The organism is Ancylobacter mangrovi (genome assembly GCF_024752355.1).
Classification (GTDB): domain Bacteria; phylum Pseudomonadota; class Alphaproteobacteria; order Rhizobiales; family Xanthobacteraceae; genus Ancylobacter; species Ancylobacter mangrovi.
On record NZ_JANTHZ010000001.1, the window covers coordinates 819,290 to 833,477 of the forward strand.

At 69.2% G+C, this 14,188-nt stretch carries 16 protein-coding genes; 9 read left to right on the forward strand and 7 right to left on the reverse strand.

Translation table 11 applies throughout. The annotated features are described in order from the left end of the window. The first annotated feature begins 184 nt into the window (after positions 1 to 184). The gene (locus tag NVS89_RS03845; RefSeq protein ID WP_258731161.1) at positions 185 to 436 is read left to right on the forward strand and encodes a hypothetical protein; all 252 of its coding nucleotides are present in this window, start codon (positions 185 to 187) and stop codon (positions 434 to 436) included. 81 nt (positions 437 to 517) lie between these two features. Here NVS89_RS03845 and NVS89_RS03850 read toward each other — a convergent pair whose 3' ends face one another. Beyond that, positions 518 to 940 carry a Ros/MucR family transcriptional regulator gene (locus NVS89_RS03850; RefSeq protein WP_258731162.1) on the reverse strand — a complete coding sequence of 141 codons (423 nt, stop codon included), beginning with the start codon at positions 938 to 940 and terminating at the stop codon, positions 518 to 520. A 351-nt stretch (positions 941 to 1,291) separates the two neighbouring features. Here NVS89_RS03850 and msrB point away from each other — a divergent pair, with 351 nt between their 5' ends. Both msrB and NVS89_RS03860 read left to right on the forward strand, forming a co-directional pair. Beyond that, a complete protein-coding gene (gene msrB, locus NVS89_RS03855; RefSeq protein WP_258731163.1) occupies positions 1,292 to 1,726 on the forward strand; it encodes a peptide-methionine (R)-S-oxide reductase MsrB in 435 nt (144 codons plus the stop codon). Next, positions 1,723 to 3,858: a S9 family peptidase gene (locus NVS89_RS03860; RefSeq protein WP_258731164.1), complete on the forward strand. Its 2,136-nt coding sequence runs from the start codon at positions 1,723 to 1,725 to the stop codon at positions 3,856 to 3,858. The genes msrB and NVS89_RS03860 overlap by 4 nt, the downstream gene beginning before the upstream one ends. Positions 3,859 to 3,904: 46 nt before the next feature. Here NVS89_RS03860 and NVS89_RS03865 read toward each other — a convergent pair whose 3' ends face one another. Continuing rightward, positions 3,905 to 4,936 carry a hypothetical protein gene (locus tag NVS89_RS03865; RefSeq protein WP_258731165.1) on the reverse strand — a complete coding sequence of 344 codons (1,032 nt, stop codon included), beginning with the start codon at positions 4,934 to 4,936 and terminating at the stop codon, positions 3,905 to 3,907. On the opposite strand from NVS89_RS03865, the gene NVS89_RS03870 reads away from it, so the two are divergent. Then, complete coding sequence (locus tag NVS89_RS03870; protein WP_258731166.1) at positions 4,907 to 5,122, forward strand: hypothetical protein; 216 nt, start codon at positions 4,907 to 4,909, stop codon at positions 5,120 to 5,122. The two genes, NVS89_RS03865 and NVS89_RS03870, sit on opposite strands and share 30 nt — an antisense overlap. 220 nt (positions 5,123 to 5,342) lie before the next feature. Then, positions 5,343 to 5,939 (forward strand): superoxide dismutase, encoded by a 597-nt coding sequence (locus NVS89_RS03875; protein WP_258731167.1) that lies wholly within the window; start codon positions 5,343 to 5,345, stop codon positions 5,937 to 5,939. A 94-nt stretch (positions 5,940 to 6,033) separates the two neighbouring features. Here NVS89_RS03875 and NVS89_RS03880 read toward each other — a convergent pair whose 3' ends face one another. The 3 genes from NVS89_RS03880 to NVS89_RS03890 all read right to left on the reverse strand — a co-directional run bounded on the left by NVS89_RS03880 (position 6,034) and on the right by NVS89_RS03890 (position 7,888). Further along, on the reverse strand, positions 6,034 to 6,411 hold the full coding sequence (locus NVS89_RS03880) for a YkvA family protein (protein WP_258731168.1): 378 nt from the start codon (positions 6,409 to 6,411) through the stop codon (positions 6,034 to 6,036). A 19-nt stretch (positions 6,412 to 6,430) separates the two neighbouring features. Next, a complete protein-coding gene (locus NVS89_RS03885) occupies positions 6,431 to 6,817 on the reverse strand; it encodes a hypothetical protein (protein ID WP_258731169.1) in 387 nt (128 codons plus the stop codon). A gap of 81 nt (positions 6,818 to 6,898) precedes the next feature. Then, entirely contained in the window at positions 6,899 to 7,888 is a 990-nt protein-coding gene (locus NVS89_RS03890; RefSeq protein WP_258731170.1) for a zinc transporter ZntB, read from the reverse strand. 193 nt (positions 7,889 to 8,081) lie between these two features. Here NVS89_RS03890 and NVS89_RS03895 point away from each other — a divergent pair, with 193 nt between their 5' ends. Next, complete coding sequence (locus tag NVS89_RS03895; protein WP_258731171.1) at positions 8,082 to 8,441, forward strand: hypothetical protein; 360 nt, start codon at positions 8,082 to 8,084, stop codon at positions 8,439 to 8,441. Between the two features lie 27 nt (positions 8,442 to 8,468). On the opposite strand, the gene folK is transcribed toward NVS89_RS03895, so the two are convergent. Then, on the reverse strand, positions 8,469 to 8,978 hold the full coding sequence (folK, locus tag NVS89_RS03900; protein ID WP_258731527.1) for a 2-amino-4-hydroxy-6-hydroxymethyldihydropteridine diphosphokinase: 510 nt from the start codon (positions 8,976 to 8,978) through the stop codon (positions 8,469 to 8,471). Positions 8,979 to 9,045: 67 nt separating this feature from the next. Next, positions 9,046 to 9,888, reverse strand: coding sequence for a dihydropteroate synthase (folP, locus tag NVS89_RS03905; protein WP_258731172.1), 843 nt, complete (start codon positions 9,886 to 9,888; stop codon positions 9,046 to 9,048). A 206-nt stretch (positions 9,889 to 10,094) separates the two neighbouring features. Here folP and NVS89_RS03910 point away from each other — a divergent pair, with 206 nt between their 5' ends. The 3 genes from NVS89_RS03910 (at position 10,095) to NVS89_RS03920 (ending at position 14,169) form a co-directional block, all read left to right on the forward strand. Beyond that, positions 10,095 to 11,774, forward strand: coding sequence for a helicase HerA-like domain-containing protein (locus NVS89_RS03910; RefSeq protein WP_258731173.1), 1,680 nt, complete (start codon positions 10,095 to 10,097; stop codon positions 11,772 to 11,774). A gap of 27 nt (positions 11,775 to 11,801) precedes the next feature. Next, positions 11,802 to 13,184: a M20/M25/M40 family metallo-hydrolase gene (locus tag NVS89_RS03915; protein ID WP_258731174.1), complete on the forward strand. Its 1,383-nt coding sequence runs from the start codon at positions 11,802 to 11,804 to the stop codon at positions 13,182 to 13,184. Between the two features lie 124 nt (positions 13,185 to 13,308). Continuing rightward, on the forward strand, positions 13,309 to 14,169 hold the full coding sequence (locus tag NVS89_RS03920) for a branched-chain amino acid aminotransferase (protein WP_258731175.1): 861 nt from the start codon (positions 13,309 to 13,311) through the stop codon (positions 14,167 to 14,169). Positions 14,170 to 14,188 lie beyond the last annotated feature (19 nt).

The following is a 14,188-nucleotide window of genomic DNA, read 5'->3' on the forward strand; positions in this document are numbered from 1 at the left end:
AGGAATTTAATCGTTACACACTCATTGGTTGCATTCAATAGAAAATACAATCTTACATGTTTTCATCCACTTCGGGCCGATCCACGCCTCCGGCGGGCCTCACGCGATAGGAATTATATCCGCACCCTCCTCCACCGCCCCGATAATCGGCCCTTTCCGGGAACTCAGCCCAGCGAGGTCGTCCATGCCGCAGTGTCGAGAGCGTCGCCGCATCCGCGCCCAGCGCGTGCACGAGCCGGAGGCCGCCATCGCCGCGCGCAGCGAGGCGCTGCGGCCGTTCCTGGGAGGAAGCCGCGAGGAGCGCTCGGCGCGGCTGCGCAGCCTGCTGCGGGCGGAGCGCCGGGCGGCCCGGCGCGGGCAGGCCTACGACCCGCTGCGCCACGCCGCGCTGGCGCGGCTCATGGCCGAGATCGGCGGCACGGGCGCGGGAAAATGATAGGGAAAGCGCCGGAAAAACGAAAAGGGCGCCGCAGGCCATGCGGCGCCCTTTCGGATGCAGAAGCGTTCGGTGCGGCGCTCAGCGCCGGGCGCTGCGGCGACGCTGCTGGCCCAAGCCCATCTGCTTGGCGAGCGCGGAGCGCGCAGCCGCATAGTTGGGCGCCACCATCGGGTAGTCCGCCGGCAGGTTCCACTTCTCGCGATACTGCTCGGGCGTCAGATTGTACTGCGTACGCAGGTGACGCTTGAGCGACTTGAACTTCTTGCCGTCCTCCAGGCACACGATGTAATCGGGCGCGATGGACTTCTTGAGCGGCACCGCCGGGCGCAGGGGCTCGACGACAGGCTCGACCTCCCCCTTGCCGAGGCGCTGCAGGGCAGTGTGCACGTCGCCGAGCAGGAGCGGAAGGTCGTTCGCCGAAACGGCGTTGTTGCTTACATAAGCGGAGACGATATCGGCGGCGAGCTCGATGTAAGTCTCGGCATCCGTGATTTCACTCATGAGCCAATCTTCATAATGATGTGTATAGACAGGAGTGCCGCCCCGCGGCCGCGGCAGGCGCCCGCCAAAGTGCATCTCAAATACGTTATCTGGCAGCGAACTTCACTCGGCGACCGGATATGCGTTGCTAGATAGACTTAGAACGCACGCGCCGCAAGATTTTTCGCAACAAAAACTCCCACATCTGTGCTCTCGAATGCTCCGCCCCTTATACACCCACAGCGGTATCAAGCTGAAATCGTGTCCAAAAGTCGGCTGTTCAGTAGCAGCCACAGCTTCGTGAAGGCGTTCAAGGCTTGCAGCCGCGCGCGGGGACGACTATCTGGGCGTTGAAAACTCAAGGGAAAAGCCATGAACGAAGGATCCCGCCATCCCAAAGTGGTGAAGACGGACGCCGAGTGGCGCGCCCAGCTCACGCCCGAGCAATACCGCGTTACCCGGGGGCATGGCACGGAATGCGCCTTCACCGGACCCCATCTGTCGCAGAAGGAGCCGGGCGTCTACAGCTGCGTGTGCTGCGGCGCCCCGCTGTTCCGTTCCGATTCCAAGTTCGAATCAGGCACCGGCTGGCCCAGCTTCTTCCGCCCGGTCGATCCCGAAGCGGTGGTCGAGGTCCATGACCATTCCTACGGCATGCACCGGATCGAGAGCCGCTGCGCGACCTGCGACGCCCATCTCGGCCACGTCTTTCCCGACGGACCGCGTCCCACGGGCCTGCGCTACTGCATGAACGGCGTTGCGCTCTCCTTCCGTGCCGACGCCCCGACGGGCGGCAGCGCCTCGTGAGCCACCTCACCGACGGGGTCGCGAGCGACCCGGCGGACGGCACGGCCCGCGCCCACCCGCCCCTCATCCGCAGCTTCCACGGCGAGACGCTGGTGGACCCCTATGCGTGGCTTCGCGCCGACAACTGGCGCGAGGTCATGCGCGACCCGGCCGTGCTCGCGCCCGATATCCGCGCCTGGCTGGAGGCCGAGAACGCCGCCGCCGAGGCGTGGCTCGCCCCGCATGCGGAACTCCGCCGCGAGCTGGTCCGCGAGATGCGGGCGCGAATCAAGGAGGACGATTCGTCGGTGCCGGCCACCGACGGGCCGTTCGCCTATTTCACCCGCTTCCGCGAGGGCGGCCAGCACCCGCTGATCTGCCGCCGCCCGGCCGGCGCCATCGCCGGGGAGACCGTGCTGCTCGACGGCGACGCGCTCGCCGCCGGCAAGGCCTATTTCCAGTTCGGCGACGCCCGCCAGTCGCCCGACCATGCCCTGTTCGCCTGGACCGCCGACGAAGCCGGCTCCGAATATTACACGCTGCGCGTGCGCGACATCGCCGCCGGCACCGACCTGCCGGACGTGATCGCCGAGACCACCGGCGACGTGCTGTGGAGCGCCGACGGGACCTATCTCTTCTATGTCCGCCGCGACCCCGAGCACCGCCCGAGCTTCGTCTACCGCCACCGGCTCGGCACCGCGCCGTCGAGCGACGAGCTGGTCTATGAAGAGCCGGACAAGGGTTTCTTCGTCTCGCTCGGGCGCACCCAGTCGGGCCGGTTCGGCCTCGTCTCCTGCGGCGACCACGACACCAGCGAGGTCTGGCTGATCGATCTCGAGGCCCCGCTCGCCCCTTTCGTGCGGGTCGAGCCGCGCGAGCCGGGCCTGCGCTACGGGGTCGAGCACCACCCCGCGCTGGACGGCGTCGACAGCCTCGTCATCGAGACCAATGCGGACGGTGCCGAGGACTTCAAGATCGTTACCGCCCCGCTCGCCGCGCCGGGGCGGGCGAACTGGCGCGATCTCGTCGCCCACCGGCCCGGACGCCTCATCCTTTCCCACAGCGCCTTCCGCGACCATCTGGTGCGGCTGGAGCGCGAGGACGGGTTGCCCCGCATCGTCGTGCGCGAGATCGCGGGCGGGGCCGAGCACGCCATCGCCTTCGCCGAGGAAGCCTATTCGCTCGGCTTCGATCCCGGCTACGGTTTCGACAAGACCGAGATCCGCTTCACCTATTCCTCGATGACCACGCCCGCCGAGGTGTGGGACTACGACATGGCGAGCCGCGCGCGCGAGCTGCGCAAGCGCCAGGAAGTGCCCTCCGGCCACGAGCCGGGCAACTATGTCACCCGCCGCCTCATGGCCCCGTCCGGCGACGGGGAACTGATCCCGGTCTCGCTGCTGTTCGCGAAGGACACGCCGCTCGACGGCACCGCGCCCTGCCTGCTCTATGGCTACGGCGCCTACGGCATCTCGATCCCGGCCGGCTTCTCGACCTCGCGCCTGTCGCTGGTCGATCGCGGCTTCGTCTATGCCATCGCCCATATACGCGGCGGCACGGAGAAGGGTTGGCGCTGGTACCGCGAAGGTAAGCTGGCGAAGAAGACGAACAGCTTCAAGGATTTCATCGCCGTCGCCGAGCATCTCGCCGGCGAGCGCGTCGCCGCCCCCGACCGCATCGTCGCCCATGGCGGCTCGGCCGGCGGCATGCTGATGGGCGCGGTGGCGAACATGCGCCCGGACCTGTTCGCCGGCATCGTCGCCGAGGTGCCCTTCGTCGACGTGCTCAACACGATGCTGGACGACACGCTGCCGCTGACGCCGCCGGAATGGCCGGAATGGGGCAATCCGATCCTCGACCCGGAGGCCTTCGCCACCATCCGCGCCTATTCTCCTTACGACAATGTCGCGGCAAAGGACTATCCGGCCATCTTCGCCCTGGCCGGCCTCACCGACCCGCGCGTCACCTATTGGGAACCGGCGAAATGGGTGGCGAAGCTGCGGGCGACCAAGACCGATCCGCACCCGCTGATCCTGCGCACCAACATGGATGCGGGCCATGGTGGCGCCTCGGGCCGCTTCGACCGGCTGGACGAGACGGCGATGGCCTACGCCTTCGCGCTCGCCATCGCCCGCGTGACCGGCACCATGTGACCGGCACCGCGTGACCGGCACCGCCGGGAAAGGCTGAGGCGGCGCCTCAGCCCTCGCCGCCGGGGCGCGGCGCGCCGCCGCCCGACACATGGTCGCGCAGATCCTGCAGCGAGGCGAAGCGCAGTGTCCCGTCGGGCAGGTCGGCCTCGATTGAGCCGTCCGAATAGAGCTTGTAGGCCATGCCGCCGATCGTGCCGGCCTTGAGCACGGTGACGGACGGCTCGGGCGGCGCCTCCTCGGGCATCTCCTCCGGCCCGCCCAGCAGATCGGATTCACGCAGGAAGGCCGGCGGCGCGCCGGGATCGGGAATCGTCTCGTCGCGCACGCGCGGCGGGCGCGGCTCGCTCATCGGGGGCGAGGGCTGGGGCGCGGAAGGCACGGGCGGGGGCACCACCGGCGGGGAGGCGGGCGTACGCGGCTCTCCGAACCGCGGCGTGAACTCCTCGCCCGAGGGCGCCGGAGCCGGAGCACCCGTATCCACACCGCCTGTCCCCAACAGACGCTCGCGGCCCTCGCGCAGGAAAGGCGGCGGCTCGCGACGGGCCGGTTCCGGGCGCGGCGAGCCGAGCCGCGGATCGGCGGCACGGGGCTCGGCGGGGCGAGGTTCGGCGGCACGGGATTCCGAAGGACGGGACTCGAACGGCCGCGATTCGAACGGGCGCGGCTCCTGCGCGCGCGGCTCCGGCACACGCGGTTCCTGCACACGCGGCTCCGGCAGCGCCGCCGGCTCGGGGGCGGGCGCCGGCTCGGGCGCTTCCTGAACCTCCGGCTCGCGCTTGCGACGGAACCAGGTCGGCAGGCCCCCTTTCTCCTCCGCCGGCTTCGCCTCGGGCGCGGGCGCGGGCGCGGGGGTCGGCGGCGCGGCGGCGGCGGGTTCCGGCTCGGCGGGCAGCACGATCTCCGGCATAAAATGGTCGGGCTCGATCGGCAGCGCCTCGCTCTCCCCGGCGTGGACGGCTCCCGCCGCCGCGCCGTGGTGCATCTCCTCCTCCTCGGGCTCGAAATGCACGGCGCCGTCGAGCTTGTGGGCAATGTCCACCAGTGCCCGATGGATGAAGCCGAGCGCGAAGAGCAGCATTCCGCCGACGAAGCCGAGGCTTCCGGCGGTTACCATCGTCGCACCGGAAGTTGTCTCGAACGACCCGAAGCCAATTGCACCGAGCAGGATACCAAGGACGGCAACCGCAATGCCGATCCCGATGAGAATTGCACCCATAAAGAAACTCCACCGGACCGATTCGCCATCGATCCCTCTTCTATCTGACATTACGTCCAGTGCTGCTATTGCGAAAGCGTTACGCCGCAGGACTGTGCGCGGCCCGGCGGCCGGCCGGGAAGAATTGCGGCGCGCGCGATGCTTTTGGTTGTCCGCCGTGTCGTACCGCCCTATCTAAGGCATCGCCGAGCTTTCGCGGTGTTCCGGCACCCGCGCGAGAGCGCCGTATAGCGGTGCGGTCGAATTCCATTCTGCGGAGACAGCTTCAATGTCCTTCACGCTTCCCGAGCTTCCCTATTCCTACGATGCGCTCGCCCCCTACATGTCGAGCGAGACGCTCGAATATCACCACGACAAGCATCATCAGGCGTATGTCACCAACGGCAACAACCTGCTGAAGGGCACCGAGTTCGAGGGCAAGACGCTGGAGGAGATCGTCAAGGGCTCCTTCGGCAAGAACGCCGGCCTGTTCAACAATGCGGGCCAGCACTTCAACCACATTCACTTCTGGAAATGGATGAAGCCGAACGGCGGCGGCGCCATTCCGGGTGAACTCGAGAAGAAGATCGTCGAGGATCTCGGCTCGGTCGAAAAGATGAAGGAGGACTTCATCCAGGCCGGCGTCACCCAGTTCGGCTCCGGCTGGAACTGGCTCGCGGTCAAGGACGGCAAGATCGTCGTCATGAAGACCGCCAACGGCGAGAACCCGCTGGTGCACGGCGCGACCCCGATCCTGGGCTGCGACGTGTGGGAGCACTCCTACTACATCGACTATCGCAACCGTCGCCCCGACTACCTCAAGGCGTTCGTCGAGAGCCTGGTGAACTGGGACTACGTGGCCGAGCTCTATTCCAAGGCCGTCTGATCACGCCGCGCCCCGGCGCGACGCGATGCGCATTCAAGCCGTCCGTGCCCCCCGGCACGGGCGGCTTTTCATGTGGGCGGCGTGTTTCGCGCGCTCAGGAGACCCCGCCCGGCCACAGCCACCACAGCAGCAGCACGGCGGCCGCGACCCATATCAGCCCGATCGCGACCATGCCGGCCATGCTCGAGGGCCGGCTCCGCCCGGCCGCCTCGGCCCGGTACTCGGCCATCAGCGGGCCGGGAATGAGTCGGACGACGAGCACGATGCCGAGCGGCACGATGATCAGGTCGTCGAGATAGCCCAGCACCGGAATGAAATCGGGAATGAGGTCGATCGGGCTGAGCGCATAGGCCGCGACCGCCGCCGCGGCGGCCTTGGCGTACCAGGGCGTGCGGGGGTCGCGCGCGGCGATCCACAGCGCCAGCACGTCCTGCCTGATCGCCCGCGCCCATATTTTCGCCCGTGCCAGCATGGCCGACCCCGGCGCGGCCTCAGCCGGCATAGGGGCGCCGCGGGCGCGGCTGGTCGCTGATCACGCAGTAATCGTTCCAGAAATTGTACTGGTAGGTCGAGCGCCACTGGTAGAGCCAGTTCTCGCATTGCGCCTTGGTGCGGAAGCAGCCGGAGACGGTGCGCGTCTGCAGCCGGTCGAGATAGACGCCCCATTCGCGCTGGCCGGTGAAATGGCCGTACCAGAGCTTCGAGGGCGGGATGGTCCGCGCCATCGCCGTGCAGTCGCCGCCGGGAAAGGCGCCGGTGAACTGGTAGGCCCGCGCCTCGCCCGCAAAGCCCAGCAGGGCAAACCCGAGCAGGGCAAATCCCGCGAGCGCACGTCCCGCGGCCCACGGCCCGGCGTCCGGCAATGTCGGCGCGTTCATGGCCTCCTCCCGCGCATTCCTTCCGTTACGCTATTCTACGCCCGTGCGGCGCCGCGCTCCACCGGGCCGGGTCCGCCGGCCTCAGATCCAGCGCGCCCAGCGGAACAGCACCGCCGCCATGGCGAGGCCGGCGGCCGTCGCCAGCAGGGTCACGGTCCAGAAACCGGAAGGGTCGTCGCTGCCGGGAATGCCGCCGACATTCATGCCCATCAGGCCGGTCGCCAGCGTCAGCGGCGCGAACACCACCGTCACCACCGCCAGGATCAGCATGGAGCGGTTCATCTGCTCGGCCCGGCGCTCCACCATCTGGTCGTAGATCACGGCCGCGCGGTCGCGCACCGAATCGAGTTCCTCGGCGAAGCGCGTCACCCGGTCGGCGGCCTCGCGCAGCCGGTTTCGGTCGCGCTGGGAGAGCCATTCGGCGTCCTCCAGCGAGAAATGGTTCAGCGCCTCGCGCTGCGGGGCGATGTAGCGGCGCAGCAGGATGGCGACGCGGCGCACCTCCGAGACCTTGGCGCTCAGATTGGACAGGGTCGCGTTGAGCACCAGCTCCTCGAGTTCGTCCGCCTCCTCGGCCAGCGCCGTGATCACCGTGTCCATGCGGTCGACGAGGCGCATCGACAGGTCGGCGACGAACTCGCCCGGCGTGCGCGGCGCCCGCCCGCGCGCCAGCGCGTCCTCGAAGTCGCCGACCGCCGAGAGCGGCTCGCGGCGCACCGAGACCACGCGGTTCGGCTCCACCCAGAAGCGGATCGAGTGCATCTCGTCGGGCAGCGAATAGGGCTTCAGGTTGATGCCGCGCAGGTTGAGGAAGGCGCCGTGCTCGTAGAGCGAGCAGCGCGGACGCGTCTCCTCCGCCACCAGAGAATCGGCGATGGAGGGCTCGATGCCGCTCTCATCGTCGAGCCAGTTGCGCGCATTGCCGTGGTTGAGCTGCTGCAGGTGGATCCACTGGAACCCGGCGCCCGGCTCCGGGCCGCGGCGGATCTCGCTCCAGCCGATCCGCTTCGCCCCGCCGGCGCCGTCCATGATCCAGGCGGTGACCAGCCCCTCGCTGTCGTAGTCAGGCAAGATCAGGCTCCCCCGTGCACGCGCGCCGCCCCGGCGGCGATGAATGGTCGATGAACGCTCCCCATGGAATGCGTTCAGCTTGATGAACCTAATGCAACAGCCGGTTCAGTCCCGGTTCGGCGATCGGGCTCTAGCGTGTCTCCATCGACGGCCACACGGCCCCCCGTGAGTGCTGAGACCAGATGAGGACGCCATGATCAACCTTCGCTCGATCACCAAGGCCAACATTGCCAGGTTCGCCGCGCTCGCTCTCGCGGGCGCCACCTTCGCCACCGCCCTGCCCACCCCCTCGCAGGCCGGCAACAACACCGGCGCCGCCATCGCGGCGGGCATCGTCGGCGGGCTGGTCGTGGGCGGCCTCGCCGCCTCGGCCGCCAACAATTACGGCCCGCCGCCTCCGCCGGCCTACGGCCCGCGCTACGTGCCCGCCCCCGGGCCCGGCTACTACCACCGCTCGGGCTACTATCGCCGCCCGCACTGCTGGACCCGCACCGAGACCTACTACAACCGCTGGGGCCGGCCCTATGCGCGCGACGTGCGCATCTGCCGCTGACGGCGCGCGCCCGCGCGGCGCGGCCGGCTAGCCCTCCCCCTCCGCCGGCGAGGGCTCGATCTTGACGATACCGGTGCGGTCCAGCCCATCCAGCGCGACCCGCACCGGTACGCCCCCGACCGAAAGGTCGGGGGCGATCTCGTTCAGCGGGATCAGCGCGAAGGCGCGCTCCATCATCCGCGGATGCGGAATCTCGAGGTCCGGCTCGGCTATCGTCTCGTCGCCGAACAGCAGAATGTCGATGTCGATGGTGCGCGGCCCGAAGCGCACCTCGCGGGTGCGGTCGCGCCCGAAGGCATGCTCGACGCCGAGCAGCATGTTGAGCAGCTCGCGCGCCGAAAGCTCGGTCTCCACCGCCACCACCATGTTCAGGTACGGCCCCTGCGGCACCGGCCCCCAGGGCGGCGTCTCGTAGAGCGAGGAGCGGGCGATGATCTTCAGCCCGGTGCGCGCGATCAGCCCCACCGCCCTGGCCATGGTGCCGGCGCGGTCGCCCAGATTGGAACCGAGGCACAGATACGCCACCCGCTTCTCCACCTTGCGCGGGCGGCGGATGAAGAATTCGGGCGTCGACCGGCCGGCCGGCGGGTTGTTCGCCGTTTCGTCAGGCGGCACGGAGGATCGCCTCCGTCACCCGGGCGGCCTGCACATGCGCGGCCACGTCGTGCACGCGGATGATGGCGCAGCCGGCCATGATGCCGATCACGTTGGAGGCGATCGTGCCGGGCAGCCGCTCGGCCGGCGCCGCGTCGATCACCTTGCCGATCAGCGACTTGCGCGAGGTACCGAGCAGGATCGGGAAGCCGAGCCGGCCGATCTCGGACAGCGAGGCCAGCGCCTTCAGGTTCTGCTCGAAGGTCTTGCCGAAGCCGATCCCCGGATCGAGGCTGATGCGCTCGGGCCGGATGCCCGCGCGCGCCGCCCGCTCCAGCGTCTGGTCGAAGAAGGCCAGCATGTCGGCGACGATGTCGACCGAGCCGTCGACGCTCGACCTGTTGTGCATGGCGACCAGCCCCACCTCATGGGCAGCGGTGACGCGGGCCATGTCCGGGTCGCCCATCAGGCCCCATATGTCGTTCACGATCGCCGCGCCATGCGCCAGCGCCGCCTCGGCCACCTTCGCCTTCTGGGTGTCGATCGAGATCGGCACCGGCAGGTGGGCCAGCGCGTCGAGCACCGGCAGCACGCGCGCCATCTCCTCCTCGGCCGGCACCGGCGTGTGGCCGGGCCGGGTCGATTCCCCGCCGACGTCGATGATGTCCGCGCCCTCCGCCACCATGCGCTCGGCATTGGCCACCGCGTCGTCGAGCCGTGCGCTGCGCCCGCCGTCGGAGAAGGAATCGGGCGTGACGTTCAGAATGCCCATCACCAGCGTGCGGCCGGCATAGTCGAGCCGGCGTCCGCGCGCGTCGAACAGGCGATGGGTCGGCGGCGTGAGTGAAGCCATGGCGTTTCCGGCGTTTCCAGCTTTGTGCTTCACATCGCGCGCTGCCAGCCGGAAGGCAAGTACCCTGATGTCACGCCGCGTCATCGTTCCCGCTTGCACCAGGCCCCGCACTACGCCCCGCACTACGCCCCGCACTACGCCCCTTGCCGAAGGCCCCTCGGCTGCGCTCTAAAGGTAGCCCAGCGTTCGCTCCCAGGGAGGCGGCCATGTCCGTAGAGGTCGAGGGAAAGATCTTCGTCGGCAAAAGCACGGGCGAGGATGGCGGCAAGCCCGAATACCTCACGCTCAAGCTCGCCAATCGCCACGGCCTCGCCACCGGCGCCACCGGCACCGGCAAGACGGTCACGCTGCAGACCATCGCCGAGGGCTTCTCGCGTGCCGGCGTGCCGGTGTTCGCCGCCGACATCAAGGGCGACCTGTCCGGCGTCGCCATGCCCGGCGAGGGGCAGGACTGGATCGTCAAGCGCTTCGCCGAGATCGGCGCCGACTACGTGCCGGACGAGTTCCCGGTCATCTTCTGGGACCTGTTCGGCGAGCAGGGCCACCCGGTGCGCGCCACCGTCTCGGAGATGGGCCCGCTGCTGCTGGCGCGGCTGCTGAACCTCAACGACGTGCAGGAGGGCGTGCTCAACGTCGTCTTCCGCATCGCCGACGAGCGCGGCCTGCTGCTGCTCGACCTCAAGGACCTGCGCGCCATGCTCGCCTTCGCGGCGGAGAATGCCGCGCAGCTCACCACGACCTACGGCAACGTCTCCCCCGCCACCGTCGGCGCGATCCAGCGCGCGCTGCTGGTGCTGGAGAACCAGGGCGCGGACAAGTTCTTCGGCGAGCCGGCGCTGAAGATCTCCGACCTGATGCGGGTCGACCCGCGCACCGGCTACGGCACCATCTCGCTGCTCGCCGCCGACAAGCTGATGGGCTCGCCCCAGCTCTACGCGACCTTCCTGCTGTGGCTGCTGTCCGAGCTGTTCGAGGAGCTGCCCGAGGTCGGCGATCCCGACAAGCCGAAGGTGGTGTTCTTCTTCGACGAGGCGCACCTGCTGTTCGACGAGGCGCCCAAGGCGCTGCTGCAGAAGATCGAACAGGTGGTCCGCCTCATCCGCTCCAAGGGCGTGGGCGTCTATTTCGTCACCCAGAACCCGCTCGACGTGCCCGAGAGCGTGCTCGCCCAGCTCGGCAACCGGGTGCAGCACGCGCTGCGCGCCTTCACCCCGCGCGACCAGAAGGCGGTGAAGGCCGCCGCCGAGACCTTCCGGCCCAACCCGAAGCTCGACACCGCGCAGGTCATCACCGAGCTCGGCAAGGGCATGGCGCTGGTCTCGATGCTGGAGGGCAACGGCACCCCCGCCATGGTCGAGCGCACCGCCATCTGCCCGCCGACCGCCCGGGTCGGGCCGATCGACCCGGAGATGCGCAAGGTGAACATGCGCAACAGCCCGGTCGGCAAGCTCTACGACACGCCGGTCGACCGCGAATCCGCCTATGAGATGCTGGCGAAGCGCGCCGACGAGACCGCCCCGGCCGAGGCACCCGAGACGCCCGCCTCGCCCAATCCCGCCGCCCCCAAACCCACCGAGGCCGGCGCCGCGTCCGGCGGCGGCTGGCTCGACGGCGTGCTGGGCGGGCTGTTCGGCACGCCCTCGCGCGGGCGCATGAGCATAGGCGAGCAGGTCGCCCGGCAGGTCACGCGCGAGGTCGTCAATCAGGCGACCAAGGCCATCCTGCGCAACGTGCTGGGCGGGCGCGCCCGCTCCACCCGCGCCGTTTCCCCGACCCCTGCGCGAGTGAAGAGCACCCGCTCGAGCGCGGGCGCCTCGTCCTCGGACGACTTCGCCCAGATCTTCGACGATTTCGCCGGCGGCGGGTCCGCCAAGCGCCGGAAATGAACCTTCCCCACGTGAGTTGATAGCGCCATGTCCGATCTCGACCGCGTCCTCGCCGCCGTCGACGCCGATCTCGATGCCAGCCTGGAACGCCTGTTCGCGCTGCTGCGCATCCCCTCCATCTCCACCGACAGCGCCTATGCGGCCGAGTGCCGGCGCGCCGGCCAGTGGCTGGCGGACGACCTCGCCGGGCTCGGCTTCGAGGCGAAGCTCAACGACACGCCCGGCCATCCGATCGTCACCGGCCGCTCGGACACCGGCGCCGCGCGGCGGGTGATGTTCTACGGCCATTACGACGTGCAGCCGGTCGATCCGCTCGACCTGTGGAACAGCCCGCCCTTCGAGCCGCGCATCGCCACCAGCGCGGAGGGGGTGAAGCAGATCGTCGCCCGCGGCTCGGCCGACGACAAGGGCCAGGTCATGACCTTCGTCGAGGCGTGCCGGGCCTTCGTCAAGGTCACCGGCAAGCTGCCGGTCGACGTGACTGTGATGGTCGAGGGCGAGGAGGAGAGCGGCTCGGCCAACATCGCCCCCTTCATCGCCGCCCACACGGACGCGCTGAAGGCCGACCTCGCCCTCGTCTGCGACACCGGCATGTGGGACCCCGAGACCCCCGCCATCATCCTCTCGCTGCGCGGGCTGATGCATGACGAGATCGTGGTGCGCTGCGCCGACCGCGACCTGCATTCGGGCTATTATGGCGGCGCGGCGGCCAACCCGCTGCACGTGCTCTCCAAGATCATCGCCGAGGTGCACGGGCCGGACGGGCGCATCGCCATCCCCGGCTTCTATGACGGCGTGATCGAGCCGCCGGACTACATGAAGGCGAGCTGGGCCGATCTCGACCTGACGCCGGAGAACTTCCTCGGCCCGATCGGGCTTTCCGGGCCGATCGGCGAGAAGGACCGCTCGCTGGTGGAGATGATCTCCTCGCGCCCGACCTTCGAGGTCAACGGCATGTGGGGCGGCTATATCGGCGAGGGCTCGAAGACCGTCATCCCCGCCATCGCCACCGCCAAGATCTCCTGCCGGCTGGTCGCGAACCAGGACCCGGTGCAGGTGCGCGACGCGGTGCGCGCCTTCGTGCGCTCGCGCCTTCCCGCCGACTGCTCGGTGGAGTTCCTCGGCGGCGAGGGCTCGGCCGCGGTCGCCGTCGCCCACGACAATCCGGACCTCGCCCGGGCCGCGCAGGCGCTGGCCGCCGAATGGGGCAAGCCGCCGGTCACCATCGGCGAGGGCGGGTCGATCCCGGTGGTCGGCCAGTTCAAGAAGCTGCTGGGGCAGGACACGCTGCTGGTCGGCTTCTCGCTCGACGACGACCGCATCCATTCGCCGAACGAGAAATACGACCTCGCCTCGTTCCACAAGGGCATCCGAAGCTGGGTGCGCATCCTCGCGGCGCTGGCCGGCTAGGCGGGCGGCGCGCCGGCCCCCTTCACGCTGCGGCATTCGACGTTAATCGGGTTGCCGCGGCCGGCGGGCGGGCCGACAAGGGGCGCGACGGCCCGGAACGGCGGGTGCAGGAAAGGAATCTTCGATGACCCATAGCTGGTCCCGCACCTGGACCTATCTCGACGGCGCCTGGCACGAGGGAAACGTGCCGATCATGGGCGTGCGCACCCATGCGGCCTGGCTCGGCACCTCGGTGTTCGACGGTGCCCGCGCCTTCGAGGGCGTGACCCCGGACCTCGACCTGCATTGCGAGCGGGTCAACCGCTCGGCGCTCGCCATGGGGCTGAAGCCGATGGTGTCGGTCGCGGAATGGCTGACGATGACGGCGGAGGGGCTGAAGCGCTTCCCGGCCGATGCCGAGCTCTACATCCGGCCGATGTACTGGGCGGAATATCCCGGCGCGCGGACCGTCGACGCCGATGCCGAATCGACCCGCTGGTGCCTCAGCCTCTACGAGGCCAAGATGCCCGAGCCCTCGCACGGCACCTCGATCACACTCTCGCCGTTCCGGCGGCCGACCATCGAATGCGCGGTCACCGACGCCAAGGCCGGCGCGCTCTACCCCAACAACGCCCGCGCGCTGGTCGAATGCCACAAGCGCGGCTTCGACAATGCCGCGCTGTGCGACATGCTGGGCAACGTCGCCGAACTCGCCACCGCCAACGTCTTCATGGTGAAGGACGGCGTCGCCTTCACCCCGGCGGCCAACGGGACTTTCCTCGCCGGCATCACCCGCACCCGCACCATCGCGCTGATGCGCCAGGCGGGCATCGAGGTGGTCGAGGGCTCGCTGCGCTGGGAGGATTTCCGCGCCGCCGACGAGCTCTTCACCACCGGCAACTATTCCAAGGTCGCGCCGATCACCCGGATCGAGGACCGCGACCTGCAGCCGGGCCCGGTCTACCGCAAGGCGCGCGAGCTCTACTGGAACTACGCCCACGGCTGAGCGCGCAAAAAAACGCCCC